Genomic DNA, 18,737 nt, shown 5'->3' on the forward strand with positions numbered 1-18,737 from the left:
GCAACAGCCACAAACAAAGTGTTTGTGGCTGAAAAATAATTGAACTGAATTAGATCTTATTTTTTATAATATATAGCATATTTCCGGTAAGCGAAAAAGGCCAGAACAGCGACAGCCACTACGGTAATCGCAATAAATTTCAAACTGACAATTTGATCACCACTCGCATAGGCATGGAGCCCTGAGAGGTAAAAGTTCACACCAAAATAGGTCATCATAATACTTGCAAAAGCAATTATAGAAGCCAAGTTAAACCCAAATCGGCCGCGTAGTCCCGGAACCAATCTCATGTGGATGACAAAGGCATAGACCATGATACTGATTAAAGCCCAAGTTTCCTTTGGATCCCATCCCCAATAACGCCCCCAACTTTCATTGGCCCACATCCCTCCTAAAAAGTTTCCAATGGTCAAAAGCACCAATCCAGTGGTCAGTGCCAATTCGTTGATGATGGTAAGTTCTTTGATGTTGAGCAACATCTTTTGTTTATTCTTTTCGTTGGTGAAAATCATCAAGATTAATGAGACGGCTCCTAAAATCATCCCAAGTGTAAAAGGCCCATAACTCATCACAATTACCGCAACGTGGATCATCAACCAATAACTGTCCAATACAGGCTCTAAGGTTGAAATGGCAGGATCCATCCAGTTCCAATGTGCGACCATCAGAATAATAGCGGTCACAAAAGCCGTTGCAGCGATGGTCAAGTCGCTTTTTCGTCCGAAAGCCAATCCAAAGAACATGGTTGCCCAGGCCACGTAAATCATCGATTCGTAAGCATCACTCCACGGCGCATGTCCTGACAGATACCAGCGCACACCCAATCCTAAGGTATGAAGGATAAACAAACCTAAAAGTATAAATCCGAAGACCTTAATGCTGACATTGATGAATTTATTTCTACCGTTGAAAATTTGTATAATCAAAAGAACGAACATGAGCGTTCCGGCATACATATACCAACTGAACAAATTTTTGAAAATATCATATTTATTATAAGCAATTTCGGTTTTTACTTTTTTATCAGACAACATGACCTCACTGCCATATTTCTCTTGGGTTTTCTTAATCCCATTCAATACCGCTTCAGCTTTTGAAAAATCGCCATCTTGCTTTGCCTGGTTAAGCGTCAATAAATAGGCACTAAATCCGTTATTGATAAAATTCCCTAAAAGCGAATCACTTATTTTCTCACGATATCCCTCATCTCTAAACTCCCTCGAAGATATCCACTTATTGTTATCATCCTCTGGAACCGGGAAAATTTTCATGGCGCGTCCCTCCAACGCATTATGTAATAAGTTGACGCGTTGATCAGCTTCTTTAAATTCCTTTTGCGACCCGTTAGGTATTGCTGCACGATAGGCACTTTCAAGATAGGGTTGTAATTTGTAGATACCTTCTTCTGTAAAGAAATCGATAAACGCCACATATTTTTGATCCATGGGCGTTCCAATAATTTTTCTGATGGTATCTGCCTTCTTTGGAGCCAAATAAATGACTGGCACATTATACCATAATAATGGACTTTCCTGTATGGACAACATCACCTGATTGGCATCAAACTCCTCATAAGAATCATGCTTGCTCAGTTTCCGCAACATTTCAGAAGCGTACGTGTCCATAGGCATCATTCGCCCACTATAATCCTGAACAACCATATGCCCAAATTTATCAGCATGTTCTTTAGGAGTGATATTGGCCCTGAGTACCGAATCTATTTGTGCTTTGGTTGGCCTGCTGCTATTATGGTTATGCCCATCATCAGGAGAATGTGATTGAGAAAAGCCTAAGGTAGAACATCCTATAAGCAAAATGGTGGCAAGCTTTCGTTTTTGCTTTTTGACTTTTTCAAGCATACGATTCAAATCTGCAAATCGCGTGTTTTTGTCAAACCAGATGGCCATAAGTCCGATATACAATAGGATATATCCAATATAAGTAACCCAAGTACCCCAAAAATCATGGTTGACGGAAAGAATTGTTCCTTTCTCATCAGAATCAAAACTCGCCTGGAAAAAACGATAACCTCTATGATCAAGAATATTGTTCATATAGATATGGTAGTCAAAATCACCTTCTTCTTTATCCAGAACGGTTACTTTACTTTCATAGGACGAATAGCTTTTCTCAGTACCTGGATATTTCTTAGCGATAAATTCGTTGAGCTTCACCTCAAAAGGCAGCTCCATCAATTTGGAACCGTATTTAAGGGCAATTTCCAAATTCCCGAATTTCAGTTGTTCGAATGGGTTATTTTTAAACGGACCTCCCAGCAAATTCGCGCGTTTTGTTTCGCCATCAACGGTAACCTTCAACACAACACCGTCTTCATCGCCGGCCATCATTTCAGACTTTTTGACCACATCAAATACCCCCTTGACTATAGGTTTTGGAAAGACTATGGACATATTCGCTATAAGATAACGGGAACGTAAAACTAACGGTTGTACACTGTCTTTTACCACGGTTCCCGTTTCCATGGTTGCCATGGTCATATAAGTCCCTTCATAAGGGGACTCAATGGTTAAACCATCTGGAGTTGATGTTATATTGATGGCACCGGGTGTTGGTTTGTCTAAAGCCACCAAAACGTTATGGAGATTAGCAACCTCCCCAACCTTCAAAAAATGATTATGCGGCTGTCCATCTCCAGCTTCTACCAATTTAAGATACGATTCACCAGACTCGTCGGGAATGATATCTATTTCCGCACTTTTTATATATTTCTCCAACTCAAAAGTGATTGGAATATTATCATAATCAGTTTCTACATGGAATTTATTGTCCAAACGGTATGAAAAATCCACTTCACGTTCAATGATTTTGCGTTGTGCTACGCCATTCACCATATAATCACCGTCTATATAGGCAGTGACATAAGTTTTTTGCGATAAAAATTGATTTTCAGAGGCGCCTTCCCGTATATGCATCATCCCTTCATATCCAATATACCTCGTGATAAATGCTCCAAAAATGATCAATACAAAGGATAAATGCAGCATCAAAGTGGCCCATTTCTCCTTTCTCAATAATCTGTAGCGAAACATATTACCGAAAAAATTGATCATAAAAAATCCCATAATAGCTTCAAACCACCATGCATTATAGATCAAATGTCGTGTATATGGCGTTGGTGAAGTTTCCTGATTGGCATCCAAAAATGTACCAATTGCCATAGCCAGGGCAAAAACAACAAATAAAATTGCGGTTAAACGTGTGGAAAATAGAATATTAGCGAGTCTTTTTTGCATGATAGAAAAACTAATTTTTGCGTGTTCATTTAAGCAGTGCAAATTTAGCCTTTTTTGTTGGTGTTTGAGGGTATATTATATGTTAAAGTTGAGATATTTGAAGTGGGTTGGTTTTTGTGGAAAACAATTTCAAAATAGGGTCAGAAGACTCGTTAGATTAAAATGAAAATAGCAGCCGTTTTTCACCAAAATAGATACCATTCCATTTTAACAGATTGAAAAAACGATGCGCAGAATGATCTGATGAAATTAAACCCTAAGAGGTATAAAAAATTGTTTTTCAGACAAACAAAAACCTAAGGCCTATTAAAACCCAAAAAATCGGACTGACCAACCTCATGGAAAAGTTTCTAATATGGACTATTGAATTCTTTTAAACTTCCTGTCTTGCCTGAAAAATATTCAAATACATGAAGGTTCCCATTTTGCGTGCCCTATTTTTGGCATTTTGGGCGTATTCTCCTTCAAAAAATTCGTCGATAGTTGCAAACCATAAATTCATCCAGAGACCAAAGTGCAATTCTGTAATGCTGTTGTCATTTTCATTATCAACTTTGATGTGGACTTGTAAAGGATTTCCGTAATAACGGTTTTCCAATTTTCTTGTCATAAACAGGCTGGTTTCCCAAAACGTGGTCAAACGTTCAATATGAGCATCCCAATCTGTGATAACTCGATTGAAAAAGGGTCCTAAAATCTCGTCTTTTCTAACTTTTTTATAAAATTCAGAGACGAGTAAAAACACATCGTCCCTATTCTGAATATCTTTTTTTTCCATTATATATTATGCCAAACGTACCAGATTAATAATAAGGAACGTAGAATGCACTAAAACTGTCGCTATCAATAAATTGTAGATGATTTTCGGTTTCAATAGTGCATACAACGAACCATTATATGCCATTGCAAAGCTAACAACTAATATCAAATCTAAAAAACGAAATGTATGAGTGCTGTTCATCAGGATAAACATTGCTGCAATAGAACCTAAGCAACTTTGAAAAATAATGGTCAACGGAACATATAAAGTCAAATGTTCTTTAAAATCTTCGAGTCCTTTCTTATAAAGTGTCATAATTCTAATATTTTGTTTAATTACAAAGTTCTTAAACGTTTATTCGTACTTTTATGATTCTAATCATAAGATCATGATTCCTGAAGATTTAATGTACACCTATGGAGGCCATTTAAAAAGCTATTCCAAGGACCAAACCATCTTTAATGAGGGTGACCGTGCCGATTTCTATTTTCAGATCAAAATAGGTCATGTCAAAATGTTCAATATGACTGAAGAAGGAAAGGAATTTGTGCAGGGGTATTTTGATAACGGCGACTCTTTTGGAGAACCACCACTGTTTGGAGCTTTCAAATATCCAGCCACGGCATTGACCCTTGATTTTTCTGAAATATTTGTACTTCCGAAAGTTTCGTTTTTCAACCTGTTGAAAACACACCCGGACATCCATTTAAAATTTACAAAATTGATTTGTAAACGCATGGTTTACAAAGCAAAAATGGCTCGGGAAGTATCCATTTATCCTCCTGAACACCGTATTTTAACCCTGTTGCACCACCTTAAAGGAAGCACAGAAAGTGATAATTCTTTTGAAGTGCCTTTAACCCGTCAACAAATTTCTGAATTAACCGGATTGCGAGTAGAAACAGTGATCAGGGCCATTAAAAAACTCGAAAAATCAGAAGCTTTAGCAATTATTGACCGAAAGGTATTTATATAAAAAGCGATCCAATTTTAAATGCATCAGGACCGATTGCAAGCATAATTTTAATTGAAATCCAAAAATTCCGGATTCTTAATTCTTAATTCCTATTTCTTCATTAATTTAGCAACATGATTTCAGTGGTTATTCTTGGGGCAGGCAATGTCGCAACGCATTTATTCAACGCTTTTAACAATTCAGATTCTGTTTCTGTCATCCAATGGTTTAACAGAAATATCAGCAGTCTGAAATCTTATAAGAACGGGGTTGAAATTACCGACGATTTATCGCAATTAAAAGAAGCTGATCTTTATATTATTGCCGTCAGCGATGATGCGATTTCGAGTTTATCATCACAATTTCTATTTGAAAACAGGTTGGTGGTCCATACTTCTGGCACGGTCAATATTCACGACCTTGACAAAAAAAACCGACGTGGCGTGTTTTATCCTCTACAAACATTTAGTAAAAATGCCACCTTAGATTTTGCTGATGTGCCCATTTGTATTGAGGCTATAGATAAATCGGATCTTTCAACCTTAAAAGTCTTGTCAAAAGCCATAGGCAGTCCATACCATAAAGTCAGTACCAATCAACGTAAAGCCTTACATTTGGCGGCGGTGTTTGTCAATAACTTTACAAATCAACTCTACCGGGTGGCACATGAAATTACTGAAGCAGAAGGTGTAGAATTTGATATTTTAAAACCTCTTATCTTAGAAACTGCAAAAAAAGTCCAAAACCTGTCACCATATATGGCACAAACTGGTCCTGCAAAACGCAAAGACAAGAAAACCATAAAGAAACATTTAGATTTGTTGAAAAAAGAGCAGCACAAAGCTATTTATGAACTCTTGACCGCAAGTATCCAACAGACACATGGCGTTTTGACAGACCCAAGGACCCATTCGAAAAAAAATAAAGTACATGGAAGAAAAAAGTTATAAAGAATACCTCGCGCACATCACGACATTTGTTCTTGACGTGGATGGGGTCTTGACCGATGGCACTATTTTATTGACAACCAATGGCGACATGCTGCGAACCATGCACATCAAAGATGGGTTTGCCATGAAGACCGCAATAGACGCTGGATATAATCTTTGCGTCATTTCTGGAGGTAGTAATGAAGGCGTTCGCAAACGTTTAAATGGTTTGGGAATCACCGATGTCTATTTGGGTGCCCACAATAAAATCGACCAGTTGAATGATTATTTGAAAAAAAACAATATCAAACTTGAAAACGTGCTCTATATGGGTGATGACATTCCTGATTATCCCGTTATGAAACTTGTCGGATTACCCACCTGTCCGCAAGATGCAGTTCCAGAAATCAAGGCCATTTCAAAATACATCTCCCATAAAAACGGCGGAAAAGGTTGTGTGAGAGATGTAATTGAGCAGGTATTAAAAGTACAGGAAAAATGGAATGGGAATTTTGATGCGAAATATGACTGATGGCGCTTGAAGCACGAAGCATGAAATTGGAAGACCAAGTAATGAGGGATTAGGCATTATTGATTTGGAATTTAAACTTAATACACCTACTATTTGTTAACTAAATCCCTCAAATTTGCGAATATCTGCGGGAAACCTTTTGAAAAGAGGTGATTAATTTTGGATTTTGAACTCATAACTCATAACTCTGAACTCATAACTCATAACTACGAACCTTTAATTTTGAACTAACACCACCAACCAATTGAACATTCTAAATTTAATCCGCTGGAAAAACCTATTGATGATTGCTTTTGTACAATTGCTCATTAAATACGCCTTATTTCAACCTTTTTTGGAAACCACAGAACTAACCATTACGCTCAATGGCTTTGGGTTTGGGCTTTTAGTACTATCTACCTTGTGCATTGCAGCTGCAGGAAATATCATCAACGATATTTATGATGTTGAAACGGATTTGGTCAATAGACCAGCGAAAGTAATTATCGGTAAAAAGATTTCTGAAAAAACTGCCTATACCCTATTTATCACACTCAATGTGATTGGAGTCCTTATTGGATTTTACCTCTCACATTTGGTAGGGAGAAGTGGCTTTTTTGCCATTTTTGTCATCATTTCAGCCATGCTTTATATCTATGCATCCTATTTAAAACAGATGGTTTTATTAGGAAATATCGTGATCTCCATCTTGGTGGGATTGAGTATTCTAATTGTTGGTGTTTTTGAATTAATGCCAGCAATTACAGATCAAAATCAAACCACCCAATTGACCTTTTTTAAGATCCTTTTTGATTATGCCCTATTTGCCTTTCTAATTAACCTTGTGCGTGAAATGATCAAGGACCTTGAGGATATAGACGGCGATTATAAATCTGGAATGAACACCTTGCCTATAGCCATCGGACGTGAAAGGGCTTCAAAATTAGCGTTTGGAGTATCACTATTGCCCCTATTTGGTTCCATGTACTATGTTGCCACTTATCTTCTAAACTATGAATTGTTTATCGGATATTTTATTGTATTGATTGTCGTGCCATTAATTTATATCGCGGGTAAATCATATCATGCAAAAACAAAAAAGCATTTTCATCATATTAGCAATATGCTTAAATTAGTCATGCTATTTGGGATGCTGTCCTTACTGCTTTATCCCATTGTTTTGAAATAGGCGATTTTCTTGAAATTAATCTCTCGCAGATGCGCGAAGGCGCGGAGGGGTGTGGGGATGGAAGAAGGAAATTGGACGCTGGAAAGTAGAAGTAAGAAGTATAGTTGGTCAACACAATTTGGGCATTGACAAACTGTTGACTGCCTACTGAACATTGCCTGCCCGTCCGCAGCTTTAGCGAAGGCGGGAAGACTGCCAACTGAACATTGAAGACTAAAAAAATGCTCAACGAAAAACTAAAGGATTACAACATCATCTTAGCCTCGGCTTCACCAAGGCGACAACAGTTTTTTAAGGATCTGGGATTGGATTTTGAGATCCGTTTAAAACCTGTCATTGAAGAATATCCACTGCGACTTGCCCATTTCGAAATCAGTGATTATTTAGCGCAATTAAAAGCTTTGCCCTTTAAAAAAGATCTAAAACCGAATGATATCCTCATCACCAGTGATACGATTGTGTGGCTCAAGAATAAAGCCCTGGGCAAACCAAGAAACGCTGCTGAAGCTTTTGAGATCATCAAATCATTGAGCAATGTCACCCATGAGGTCATTACCTCGGTCTGTTTCACCTCGACTTCCTTCGAAAAAACGGTCAATGCAGTGACAAAAGTGACCTTTAAGCGATTTACTGATGAAGAAATTGACTATTATATCAAAACCTGCAAACCTTTTGATAAAGCGGGCGCTTATGGTATTCAAGAATGGATCGGTCAGATTGGAGTCACCAAAATAGAAGGTTCTTATTTTAATGTCATGGGCCTTCCAACACATCTTGTTTATGAAACGTTAAATGAGATGGTCCAAAAGATTTAACATTGTATTTTTAGTCAAAACGATATTATATGAAACTATCATTCCCACTAATTGGTCTTACTTTTATATTCCTAACACTGTTTTCATGCAAGGAAGACCCGCAGGAAATTCAAAAGGAAAAAGATATAACATCCTTTGCTACAGAAGAAACGTTGAAAAGTGCCCAGCCATTAACAGACGAATTCAAAGCCTATTGGTTTGCCAATGAGGCCGAAATTACATCCTATGCCTTAGAACAAGGACGCTATGGTGAAATCCGAGAAGGCAGTGCCGTATTGGTTTTTGTTACCGAACCATTTTTAAAGGAAGAGCAAGTAAAAGCAGACCAATCATCACCCACAAATATCCCTGTCCTAAAGTTAAATGCCACAAAAAACTTCCATACCGGCATTTATCCGTATAGCATCATGCAAAGCGTTTTTTATCCGTTGGCAAACAATCAACACGCGTTAAAGATATCGTGCTCTGTACAAGAATGGTGTGGGCATGTCTATACCCAACTCAATAACCGTTCAGAATTTGAAGTGGTCTCCCATTCTTATTTTGAGGGTGAAGCTGATGAAGATTTTAGCATGGGCAAAGCCATTCTCGAAAACGAATTATGGACACAATTGCGTATCCATCCAGAAAGCTTGCCAATTGGCAATTTGGAAGTCGTTCCGTCTTTCGAATTTTTACGCCTCCGACACATTCCTTTTAGAGCTTATCCGGCTTCCGCAGAATTGACATCAGGCACCTACACCATCACTTATCCCGATTTAAACCGAAGTCTCAGCATCCAATTCAACCCGCAATTTCCTTTTGACATTACGTCCTGGGAAGAGACCTTTATAAGCGGATTTGGTGATAAGGCCAAGCCCTTGACCACGAAAGCGACTAAATTAAAAACGATAAAATCGGACTATTGGAACAGGACCACAAATGACGATCTCCCATTGAGAGAAAGCCTCGGTTTACAATAGAACTCTATCTTTTCTGTGTATCTTTGCAAATAATTTTATATCATAAATTTATGTTTTTTCAAAACTATCAGCAAGAGTTCATTTATACGGGCATTGTGCTACTTTTTTTATTGGTTACCAGGTATTTTGTCAATGCGCTAATTGGTAAAATATCGAGAAAAAACGGTATTAATATAGCACGAACCCAGTTAATGCAACGTTACGTGAGCGTAGCACTGTTAATGCTCGCTCTTTTAATCATTCCTTTTATTTTTGGAACGCAGGCGAATGATCTGGTGGTACTTTTTTCATCTGTATTTGCTGTCATTGGAATTGGTCTTTTCGCTATCTGGTCAATTCTGAGCAACATCACATCGGGCATCATCATGTTCCTTTCGTTTCCTTATAAAGTAGGTGATAAAATAAAAATACACGACCACGATTTCCCTTTGGAAGGGATCATTGAGGACATTAGGGCCTTTCAATTGCATTTGCGAATTGAAAATGGCGATTTGATCACTTACCCAAACAACCTAATGCTTCAAAAACCAGTGACTTTAATCAAAAAGGACGCCATTTATGATGTGCTTGACGATGATAACGATTTGATAAAAGTCGATAAATAGGATTCATTCTCCGTTAATCTTATTTCATTTTTTCTTATGTCCTCTCAAAAAGAATCGAATCGTTCAGATTTTGAGTTAAATAAAAACTAAAATCGGAAATTACGGTGCTTCTTTTTTATATTTGAGGCATACGCTAAAGTCCAAAACATGTTCAAACCCTATTTTTTCTTTTTAATTGTCTTATTATACTGTTTTCCCACTCAAGCACAACATCCTACAAAGCCTACAAGTTCAGAGATTTACCAAGCCATAGAAAAACTCAGTTTTCTTGGATCTGTGCTCTATGTTGCAGCACACCCTGATGATGAAAACACGCGACTTATTTCGCATATGGCCAACGGTGTGAAGGCAAGAACAGCGTATCTTTCCCTAACCCGAGGTGATGGTGGACAAAATCTCATTGGACCGGAACTTAAAGAGCTTTTGGGGGTGATCAGAACCCAAGAATTGTTGGCCGCACGCCGAATTGATGGTGGTGAGCAATTGTTTACTAGAGCCGATGACTTTGGCTACTCCAAACATCCTGATGAGACCTTGGCTATTTGGAATGAAAACGAGGTGTTGAGCGATGTTGTTTGGGCCATCCGAAACTTCCAACCGGACATAATTATCAATCGATTTGATCATAGAAGCCCTGGAACAACCCATGGCCATCATACCAGTTCGGCCCTGTTGAGCCTGAAAGCATTTGATTATGCCGCCGATAAATCAAAATTCCCTAATCAATTGAAATCAGTTGACGTTTGGCAAGCCAAACGCGAGTTTTTCAATACGTCCTGGTGGTTTTATGGCAGTAAAGAAAAATTTGAGGCTGCCGATAAAACGAATCAGTATGCCGTGGAAGTAGGCGACTTCTATCCTGCTCTCGGCTTATCAAATCCTGAAATTGCGGCACTGAGCAGAAGTGCACATAAATCGCAAGGTTTTGGGAATACAGGAACTCGGGGAAGTGATTTCGAATATTTGGAACTCATAAAAGGCGATGCTCCAAAAGATAAAAACAATATTTTTGAAGGCATTGATACCAGTTGGAACCGAGTCAAAAATGGTCAACGCATTGGAGAATTATTGAAAGAGGTACAGGACAATTACGATTTCAAAAATCCGTCAGCATCTATTCCTAAATTGGTGGAGGCCTATAGGTTGGTTCAAAAACTCGAAAACTCCCATTGGAAAACCGTGAAGTCCAAAGATCTTAAAAACGTCATTGCTGCCTGCGCTGGCCTGTTTTTGGAAGCTGTGGCAGAGTCCAATCTGGCCACTCCTAATAGCAAGATGACATTAGAATTGGAGGCCATCAACCGCAGCCCCCAAAACATGAGATTAAATTCCATAAGCTTATCTGACGGCACAACGATTGAAAAAAATACAGATTTAAAATTCAACGATTCCCATCGATTTGAATCACAAATATACATTCCCTCTTCGGCCTCCTACTCCACCCCCTATTGGTTGGAAACCAAGGGCAGCTTGGGCATGTATAAAGTTGATGACCAAAGCTTGATTGGCCTGCCTGAAACGCCAAAAGAAATTACCGCCACTTTCCATGTTTCCGTTGAAGGGGAACCATTATCGTACACCAAACCAATTGTCTATAAAACCAACGATCCTGTAAAAGGTGAGGTTTATAAGCCATTTGAAATTGTCCCAGTAGTTGCCGCCCATATTGCAGAACCCGTTATCATTTTTGCCGATGACCAACAAAAGGAGATTCAGGTGATCGTAAAGGCCAATCGGAATACTATAGAAGGCTATGTGCAATTATCACATCCACAAGGTTGGCAGGTGTATCCGGAAAAACAACATATCACCATTACAAATAAAGGCGAGGAACAAAGCCTAATCTTTACAGTCATTCCTCCAAAAAATCAGAGTGAAGGCCTATTGACGCCAATGGTTTACGTTGGCGGCGAGGTTTACAGTAAAAAATTGGTAGAAATCAACTATGATCATATTCCGTTTCAAATGGTACTGTTGCCAAATGATAGTAGAGTGGTCCGATTGGACATCAGGAAAAAAGGAGAAAACATAGGCTATATTGAAGGAGCCGGAGATGTTGTTCCCGAAAGCCTGCGACAAATTGGCTATAATGTGGCCATCATCAAGCCTGAAGAAATCAATGCCGAAACCCTGAGCCGTTTTGATGCGATTGTCGTCGGAATCAGAGCCTACAATACTGTGGATGCCCTAAAGTTTAAACAGCAACATTTATTCGATTTTGTAGAGCAAGGTGGAAATTTAATTGTCCAGTACAATACCAACGGAGGACTTGTTGTTGATCAATTGGCACCATATCCGTTAAAATTGTCAAGAGATCGTGTAACCGATGAAAACTCCGAGGTGGTATTATTAAATACAACCAATGATCTGCTCAACTATCCCAACAAGATCACCACAAAGGATTTTGAAGGTTGGGTTCAGGAACGAGGCCTCTACTTTCCTAATCAATGGTCAAAGGAATTTACCCCAGTTTTATCCATGCACGACAAAAATGAATCCCCTAAAGAGGGCAGTTTATTAGTGGCCAAATACGGCAAAGGCCATTATATTTATACCGGCCTGAGCTTTTTCAGGGAATTTCCTGAAGGCGTAGCCGGCGCTTACCGTTTATTTGCCAATATGCTTTCTGTGGGGAAAGAGAGCCTTAAAACAAGTCAACAACTGAAAAATTAATGCTTCCATAGCAAATTTCCCCGATTTCATACCCAATAGGTCAAGACAAAAAGGATGTTTTAAAAATAAGAACTATGCAGACACAACCACCAAAAGAGCGTTGGAAAAAATCATACACTTTAGTGCTGATTGCCAATGCCATTTATATTGTATTATTCTATTTTATCATGAAATCCTTCTAAGATGCAGACATTGGATTGGATTGTACTTATTGGAACTCTGGTGTTTATCGTAGCCTATGGCACTTGGAAAACTAGGGGCAGCAAAAATGTTCAGGATTATATAAAGGGTGGCAACGAGGCCAAATGGTGGACCATTGGTTTGAGTGTAATGGCAACACAAGCCAGTGCTATTACATTTCTTTCAACCCCCGGTCAAGCGTTTCATGATGGAATGGGCTTTGTCCAATTCTATTTTGGATTACCTATTGCCATGATCATCATCTGTTTGGTGTTTATTCCGTTGTATTATCGACTCAAGGTTTATACGGCCTATGAATTTTTAGAAAATCGGTTTGATCTCAAAACCAGAAGTCTGACCGCTATCCTGTTTTTGATCCAACGCGGATTGGCGGCTGGCATCACCATTTATGCACCTGCCATTATTCTATCCGCTGTCTTAGGTTGGAACTTGAATATACTCATCATCATCATCGGAATTTTGGTTATTATCTATACGGTTTCTGGAGGCACAAAAGCGGTGAGTATCACGCAAAAACAACAAATGGCCGTTATTTTCACAGGCATGTTTATCGCATTTTTTCTCATTGTGAGTTACCTTCCTGAGAATATCACGTTCACGAACGCATTGGAGATTGCCAGTGCCAGCGGGAAAATGGATATCCTCGATTTTTCATTCGATTTCAACAATCGCTATACATTTTGGAGCGGCCTTATTGGTGGAACGTTTCTGGCCCTTTCCTATTTTGGGACGGATCAGAGTCAGGTGCAACGTTATCTTTCAGGAAAATCAGTAAAAGAGATGCAAATGGGACTGATTTTCAACGGATTGTTAAAAGTACCGATGCAATTTTTCATCCTATTGGTTGGTGTCATGGTTTTCGTATTCTATCAATTCAACACCTCTCCCATTAATTTCAATCCCGCCGCTACGGAAACCGTTATGAATTCTTCCTATGCTAAAGAATACATCCAATTGCAAAACGAACAAGACGAAATTTTTACGAAGAAAAAGGATTTGATGACCGCTTATGCCAATACCAAAAGCGATGCCATTGCCCGACAGATTGCCTCCTATAATTTGGGTGATAGAGCAAACAGGGAGGCTGCCAAAGAATTGATCGTCAAAGCAAATAAAGAACAGACACTTTCGGTTGAAACCAATGACAAAGATTATGTGTTTATCCATTTTATTTTAAACAATCTACCGCGAGGTTTAATCGGCTTGTTATTGGCAGTTATATTGAGTGCAGCCATGTCCAGTACGGCCAGCGAACTTAATGCCTTGGCATCAACCACCACGATGGATCTATACAAACGAAGTTTCGTAAAGGACAAAGATGAAAGCCATTATTTAAAAATATCAAAATGGTTTACCTTTGGTTGGGGTAGTTTGGCCATATTGATTGCCAGTGTAGCTTATTTGGCTGACAATCTAATTCAACTGGTCAATATTATAGGCTCCGTTTTTTACGGTAACGTATTGGGGATATTCTTGCTGGCATTCTTCTTTAAATATGTAAAAGGCAATGCCGTATTTGTAGCCGCTTTAATTACACAAGCCATCGTCATTACGGGTTGGTGGTATGATTGGATGCCTTATTTATGGCTCAATTTATTTGGATGTGCCCTAGTCATTGGAATCGCTTTTGTACTTCAAACCATTAATTCACCACAAAATGAAAACGCCTAGAACCATACGTTGGGGCATTATCGGACTCGGTAAGATTGCCAATAAATTCGCAACAGACCTTCAAACTGTTCAGCATAGCGAGCTTTATGCAGTGGCCTCCAGACAGCAGGAAAAGGCCAATTCATTTGCAAAACAACACAACGCTACCAAGGCTTATGGCAATTATGAAAGCCTGGCTGCCGATCCCAACATCGACGCCATCTATATTGCAACACCACATAGTTTTCATAAGGAATACACCATTTTATGCCTGAACCATAAAAAAGCTGTGTTATGCGAAAAACCCTTGGCCATGAATCTTCAGGAAGTCGAAGAGATGATTGCTGCGGCCAACGCCAATAACGTCTTATTGATGGAAGCCCTATGGACCTATTTTCTGCCGCACTACCAATTTGTTTTAAAGGAATTGGCCACTGGCCGATATGGCGCCATCACAAAACTAGAAGCCGATTTTGGATTTCAACCCAAAATGGATATGCATTCTCGTGTTTTCAATAAATCGCTTGGTGGCGGTAGTTTATTGGATATTGGCATCTACCCTATTTTTGCAGCTTTGTCCACCTTGGGCAGACCCGTTGACGTGGAAGCAAAAGCGAGGTTTTTTGATAATGGTGTAGATGCGTCCTGTAAGATCATCTTTAACTATTATAACGGCGTCAAAGCATTTTTAAAGAGTTCATTTTTAGAAAAAACACCAACAGAGGCCATCTTTTATTGTGAAAAGGGCATCATTAAAATCAATGGACAGTTTCATCGTCCTTCAACAGTAACCATCACCCATGACGGTAAACAGACCACCCATACTTTCGACTGTCGCACCCTTGGTTATAATTACGAAACGGAACATTTTAATGAGCTGTTACGAAACAACAAAACAGAAAGCCCAATCATGACCCATGATTTCAGTAGGGATTTAATGTTTATTTTGGATGATGTAAGACATCTTATCAACCTTAAATACGATTGAAAACAAAGTAGCCCCACAAAATTTTGTGAGGCTACTATTATCTGATTCTTATTTAGCTCTTATTTATTTAGCTCCCCATTCTTTCAAGGAATCCTTATTCATTTTGATATAGTCAAGATTACCAGCTTCTTCTGAGGCCTTCAAGGATTTTTTGGCAAGTTCAATCGCTCCTTTTTTGTCACCTGCCTTTGCATAAATTAACGACTGTTGTCTTAATTGATAAAAAGCTGGTTTTGGAATCATGGACATCGCTTTGTCCATCCATGTTTTGGCTTGGTTAATATCCTTGTCTTCTTGAAAATAGTACACAGCCGCAGCATAATAATCGCCAGCTCCAGGACCGTTCATCACTTTATCAATAGACGCCGCTACAATCTTATCGGTTGGCACTTCAAATTTTACACCAGCATAAACATTGGCCCACATCATCCCAAGAGTAGCACCCGTACTAGAAAGGTCGTCAAAACTCATGGTGAAGGTTTCAATATCCATTGGCAATTTATAAGTTTCTACTTTTACCTTAGCAGCAATCTTAGATTCATCCAATTCTTGAGGTGCACCCCAATTTTCCGCGCTCGAATAAAATACAACATCCCAATTATTTTCATTAGGGATGGCAAATAGCGCATAAGTTCCGGCCTTTAATTCTTTTCCTCCTACGGTGACGTTGGTGCTAAACGTGATTTTGGTATTCGCATTGGCACCTAAACGCCATACTCGTCCGTAAGGCACCAAATCGCCAAAAATAGTACGACCTCTCATATTTGGACGTGAATATTCCAAAGACACCTCTGTCAATCCAACCGTTTGCTCAACTTTAGAAAACAGGCTTGGCTGTGGCGTTTGAATTTGGGCGTTTACGGAAAAAGTCATTCCTATAACACCAAAAAGCAGCATAATTTTTTTCATAATATTTTATTTTTAATTGATTTTTTTATTCAAAAGGTAAAATTACAGTTTTTAAAACCCTCAATTGTTAACGAAATCTTAAATTAAAAACCGGGCTAAAGCTAAATTATTGAAATGCACTCCGTTAAATCAATATATACGTCAATATGTGCCAATCATAAACCCTTGTTAAATTTTGTTTAATAGAATACATTAAAGGTTAAACATATTGTATCTTTACATCAAAATTACCATCATGGCAAAAAAGAAAAACATATCAGATCAAAACATCCTTTCTTTTTATATGGATTATGTTTTAGAACACGGCGCACCACCAAAATCAGTTTATATGTTCGCTAAGACCAACAACTTTGAGGAATCTAAGTTTTACGAACATTTTGGAACCTTTGAAGCCGTCGAAAAGCGTATTTTCAGAGTGCTTTTTGAGGATACATTAAAGCTTTTGAATAAAAGTGACGACTACCAGCTGTTTGATGCCCGCAATAAATTGTTAAGTTTTTACTTTACCTTTTTTGAGAATTTAACGGCCAACAGAAGCTATGTGTTATTTGCGCTGCAACAACATAAAAATGCTTTAAAAAACCTATCGGTCCTGACCGAATTGAAAACAGGCTTTACAAATTATATTGCAAGTTTAGACATTGAAACTTTAGATTTGAAAGAAGAACGGATAGATAAAATACAACGTCGTGCCTTGCAAGAATCGGCATGGATACAGCTGTTGTTGACCATGAAGTTCTGGATGGACGACACCTCCACTTCCTTTGAGAAAACGGATGTTTTCATTGAAAAGTCGGTCAACACCAGTTTTGACATTCTGAATATTACTCCGTTGAAAAGCGTGATCGACCTAGGGAAATTCCTCTTTAAGGAAAAAATTCAAATGAAATAAATGAAAACAATCGACAGAATCCCCACCTCAAAAATCCAAAGAGCTTCAAAATTGGTTTCAACTGGCGCCAAGGTTGGCGTCAATTACCTCAAATATTATGGTGATAAATTGACCAAATCCGAAGATGAGGCACGTTTAAAACTAAATGAAAACAATGCTGAAGACATTTACGACAGTTTAAAACAACTCAAGGGCAGCGCCCTAAAAGTTGCGCAAATGCTGAGTATGGAAAAAAGCATCATGCCTCAGGCCTATGTCGAGAAATTCTCCTTGGCTCAATTTTCGGTACCGCCATTGTCGCCACCCCTGGTAATCAAAACTTTTAAAACCTATTTTGGCAAAATGCCCAATGAGCTTTATGACTCCTTCAACACAACTTCTGTAAATGCTGCCAGTATCGGCCAAGTCCATATGGCAGAAAAAAACGGGAAGAAACTTGCTGTGAAAATCCAATACCCTGGAGTTGCTGAAAGTATTTCGTCTGATTTGGCCCTTGTAAAGCCTATTGCCATGAAAATGTTCAATATAAAGGGCAAGGATTCAGACAAATATTTTAAGGAAGTTGAAGGAAAGCTTATTGAGGAAACAAACTATATTCTGGAAATGCAGCACAGCAAGGAAATTGCTGCGGCATGTTCGCATATTCCACATCTTTTGTTTCCTCAATATTATGAAGACCTATCCTCCGAAAGAATTATCACCATGGACTATATGGATGGTGAGCATCTTTCGGAATTTACGGCTCACAACACCAATCAGGAAGTGGCCAACAAATTGGGTCAGGCGCTTTGGGATTTTTATATGTACCAAATCCACGTCCTTAAAAAGGTACATGCCGATCCGCATCCCGGGAATTTCTTAGTGTCCAAGGAACACAATTTAGTGGCGTTGGATTTTGGCTGTATGAAAACCATTCCGGACGACTTTTACGAACCTTATTTTGAGCTGGCAAAGCCTGAGAACATATCAGATCAAACTTTGTTTACTTCAAAACTCTATCAGTTGGAAATTTTGCGGGAAGATGATTCAGAGGAAGAAATTGCGTTTTTCACTACCATGTTCCATGAGTTATTGAGTTTGTTCACACAGCCATTCCACTCTGAAACCTTTGATTTTTCAGATGCCGATTTTTTCGGTAAGATTACTGAATTGGGACAACGGTATTCAAAGAACACCGAACTTCGGAAAATGAACGGCAACCGAGGGTCCAAACATTTTATCTATATGAACCGAACGTTTTTTGGACTCTACAACCTCATGTTCGACCTAAAGGCTAAAGACATCAAAATCAACAATTTTACGACCCTATAAGATATAAACCTCTTTTCCTTTTTTAAAAATCTTGACACCATCCTTCTTGTCTATAGACGTTCCAGAAGTTGATTTGGATAGACATGTATTTACCTGATTGATATTGTAGCTTATAAAGTGCTACTTATGCTTT

General features: G+C 38.7%; 16 protein-coding genes. 12 read left to right on the forward strand and 4 right to left on the reverse strand.

Annotated features, from left to right (window positions below):
- Nucleotides 1-56: 56 nt before the first annotated feature.
- From G6N06_RS10070 to G6N06_RS10080, 3 genes are all read right to left on the reverse strand, one after another.
- Entirely contained in the window at nucleotides 57-3,254 is a 3,198-nt protein-coding gene (locus G6N06_RS10070; protein WP_163516452.1) for a cytochrome c biogenesis protein CcsA, read from the reverse strand.
- Between the two features lie 373 nt (nucleotides 3,255-3,627).
- Nucleotides 3,628-4,032 (reverse strand): group III truncated hemoglobin, encoded by a 405-nt coding sequence (locus G6N06_RS10075; RefSeq protein WP_163516454.1) that lies wholly within the window; start codon nucleotides 4,030-4,032, stop codon nucleotides 3,628-3,630.
- Nucleotides 4,033-4,038: 6 nt separating this feature from the next.
- Entirely contained in the window at nucleotides 4,039-4,329 is a 291-nt protein-coding gene (locus G6N06_RS10080; protein WP_163516455.1) for a hypothetical protein, read from the reverse strand.
- 73 nt (nucleotides 4,330-4,402) lie between these two features.
- Between G6N06_RS10080 and G6N06_RS10085 the strand changes: the two genes are divergently transcribed.
- The 10 genes from G6N06_RS10085 (at nucleotide 4,403) to G6N06_RS10130 (ending at nucleotide 15,492) form a co-directional block, all read left to right on the forward strand.
- Nucleotides 4,403-4,990 (forward strand): Crp/Fnr family transcriptional regulator, encoded by a 588-nt coding sequence (locus tag G6N06_RS10085; protein ID WP_163516456.1) that lies wholly within the window; start codon nucleotides 4,403-4,405, stop codon nucleotides 4,988-4,990.
- 113 nt (nucleotides 4,991-5,103) lie between these two features.
- Nucleotides 5,104-5,919, forward strand: a complete 816-nt coding sequence (locus G6N06_RS10090; protein ID WP_163516457.1) for a Rossmann-like and DUF2520 domain-containing protein — start codon at nucleotides 5,104-5,106, stop codon at nucleotides 5,917-5,919.
- Nucleotides 5,900-6,430: a KdsC family phosphatase gene (locus G6N06_RS10095; RefSeq protein WP_163516458.1), complete on the forward strand. Its 531-nt coding sequence runs from the start codon at nucleotides 5,900-5,902 to the stop codon at nucleotides 6,428-6,430. Before G6N06_RS10090 ends, G6N06_RS10095 begins: the two co-directional genes overlap by 20 nt.
- A 244-nt stretch (nucleotides 6,431-6,674) precedes the next feature.
- Nucleotides 6,675-7,598 carry a geranylgeranylglycerol-phosphate geranylgeranyltransferase gene (locus tag G6N06_RS10100; protein WP_163516459.1) on the forward strand — a complete coding sequence of 308 codons (924 nt, stop codon included), beginning with the start codon at nucleotides 6,675-6,677 and terminating at the stop codon, nucleotides 7,596-7,598.
- A 221-nt stretch (nucleotides 7,599-7,819) separates the two neighbouring features.
- Nucleotides 7,820-8,413, forward strand: coding sequence for a Maf-like protein (locus G6N06_RS10105; protein WP_163516460.1), 594 nt, complete (start codon nucleotides 7,820-7,822; stop codon nucleotides 8,411-8,413).
- Nucleotides 8,414-8,442: 29 nt separating this feature from the next.
- Nucleotides 8,443-9,375, forward strand: a complete 933-nt coding sequence (locus tag G6N06_RS10110) for a septum formation inhibitor Maf (RefSeq protein ID WP_163516461.1) — start codon at nucleotides 8,443-8,445, stop codon at nucleotides 9,373-9,375.
- A gap of 50 nt (nucleotides 9,376-9,425) precedes the next feature.
- Entirely contained in the window at nucleotides 9,426-9,980 is a 555-nt protein-coding gene (locus G6N06_RS10115; protein WP_163516464.1) for a mechanosensitive ion channel domain-containing protein, read from the forward strand.
- A gap of 147 nt (nucleotides 9,981-10,127) precedes the next feature.
- Nucleotides 10,128-12,653 carry a PIG-L family deacetylase gene (locus tag G6N06_RS10120; protein ID WP_163516466.1) on the forward strand — a complete coding sequence of 842 codons (2,526 nt, stop codon included), beginning with the start codon at nucleotides 10,128-10,130 and terminating at the stop codon, nucleotides 12,651-12,653.
- A 183-nt stretch (nucleotides 12,654-12,836) separates the two neighbouring features.
- On the forward strand, nucleotides 12,837-14,525 hold the full coding sequence (locus tag G6N06_RS10125; RefSeq protein WP_163516468.1) for a sodium:solute symporter family protein: 1,689 nt from the start codon (nucleotides 12,837-12,839) through the stop codon (nucleotides 14,523-14,525).
- Nucleotides 14,512-15,492, forward strand: a complete 981-nt coding sequence (locus G6N06_RS10130) for a Gfo/Idh/MocA family protein (protein WP_163516470.1) — start codon at nucleotides 14,512-14,514, stop codon at nucleotides 15,490-15,492. Before G6N06_RS10125 ends, G6N06_RS10130 begins: the two co-directional genes overlap by 14 nt.
- Before the next feature lie 63 nt (nucleotides 15,493-15,555).
- Here G6N06_RS10130 and G6N06_RS10135 read toward each other — a convergent pair whose 3' ends face one another.
- Nucleotides 15,556-16,401, reverse strand: a complete 846-nt coding sequence (locus G6N06_RS10135) for a DUF2911 domain-containing protein (protein ID WP_163516471.1) — start codon at nucleotides 16,399-16,401, stop codon at nucleotides 15,556-15,558.
- A 235-nt stretch (nucleotides 16,402-16,636) separates the two neighbouring features.
- Between G6N06_RS10135 and G6N06_RS10140 the strand changes: the two genes are divergently transcribed.
- On the forward strand, nucleotides 16,637-17,293 hold the full coding sequence (locus G6N06_RS10140; RefSeq protein ID WP_163516474.1) for a TetR family transcriptional regulator C-terminal domain-containing protein: 657 nt from the start codon (nucleotides 16,637-16,639) through the stop codon (nucleotides 17,291-17,293).
- A complete protein-coding gene (locus tag G6N06_RS10145) occupies nucleotides 17,294-18,604 on the forward strand; it encodes an ABC1 kinase family protein (RefSeq protein ID WP_163516475.1) in 1,311 nt (436 codons plus the stop codon).
- Nucleotides 18,605-18,737 lie beyond the last annotated feature (133 nt).

This window comes from Gelidibacter japonicus (assembly GCF_010725055.1).
Classification (GTDB): Bacteria; Bacteroidota; Bacteroidia; order Flavobacteriales; family Flavobacteriaceae; genus Gelidibacter; species Gelidibacter japonicus.

Excerpts from the sequence above, each read along its gene's own strand:
- G6N06_RS10120 (WP_163516466.1), top strand. The coding sequence starts at position 10,128 with ATGTTCAAACCCTATTTTTTCTTTTTAATTGTCTTATTATACTGTTTT.
- G6N06_RS10095 (WP_163516458.1), top strand. The coding sequence starts at position 5,900 with ATGGAAGAAAAAAGTTATAAAGAATACCTCGCGCACATCACGACATTT.
- G6N06_RS10125 (WP_163516468.1), top strand. The coding sequence starts at position 12,837 with ATGCAGACATTGGATTGGATTGTACTTATTGGAACTCTGGTGTTTATC.
- G6N06_RS10140 (WP_163516474.1), top strand. The coding sequence starts at position 16,637 with ATGGCAAAAAAGAAAAACATATCAGATCAAAACATCCTTTCTTTTTAT.
- G6N06_RS10085 (WP_163516456.1), top strand. The coding sequence starts at position 4,403 with ATGATTCCTGAAGATTTAATGTACACCTATGGAGGCCATTTAAAAAGC.
- G6N06_RS10105 (WP_163516460.1), top strand. The coding sequence starts at position 7,820 with ATGCTCAACGAAAAACTAAAGGATTACAACATCATCTTAGCCTCGGCT.
- G6N06_RS10075 (WP_163516454.1), bottom strand. The coding sequence starts at position 4,032 with ATGGAAAAAAAAGATATTCAGAATAGGGACGATGTGTTTTTACTCGTC.
- G6N06_RS10130 (WP_163516470.1), top strand. The coding sequence starts at position 14,512 with ATGAAAACGCCTAGAACCATACGTTGGGGCATTATCGGACTCGGTAAG.
- G6N06_RS10090 (WP_163516457.1), top strand. The coding sequence starts at position 5,104 with ATGATTTCAGTGGTTATTCTTGGGGCAGGCAATGTCGCAACGCATTTA.
- G6N06_RS10110 (WP_163516461.1), top strand. The coding sequence starts at position 8,443 with ATGAAACTATCATTCCCACTAATTGGTCTTACTTTTATATTCCTAACA.
- G6N06_RS10080 (WP_163516455.1), bottom strand. The coding sequence starts at position 4,329 with ATGACACTTTATAAGAAAGGACTCGAAGATTTTAAAGAACATTTGACT.
- G6N06_RS10145 (WP_163516475.1), top strand. The coding sequence starts at position 17,294 with ATGAAAACAATCGACAGAATCCCCACCTCAAAAATCCAAAGAGCTTCA.
- G6N06_RS10115 (WP_163516464.1), top strand. The coding sequence starts at position 9,426 with ATGTTTTTTCAAAACTATCAGCAAGAGTTCATTTATACGGGCATTGTG.
- G6N06_RS10135 (WP_163516471.1), bottom strand. The coding sequence starts at position 16,401 with ATGAAAAAAATTATGCTGCTTTTTGGTGTTATAGGAATGACTTTTTCC.
- G6N06_RS10070 (WP_163516452.1), bottom strand. The coding sequence starts at position 3,254 with ATGCAAAAAAGACTCGCTAATATTCTATTTTCCACACGTTTAACCGCA.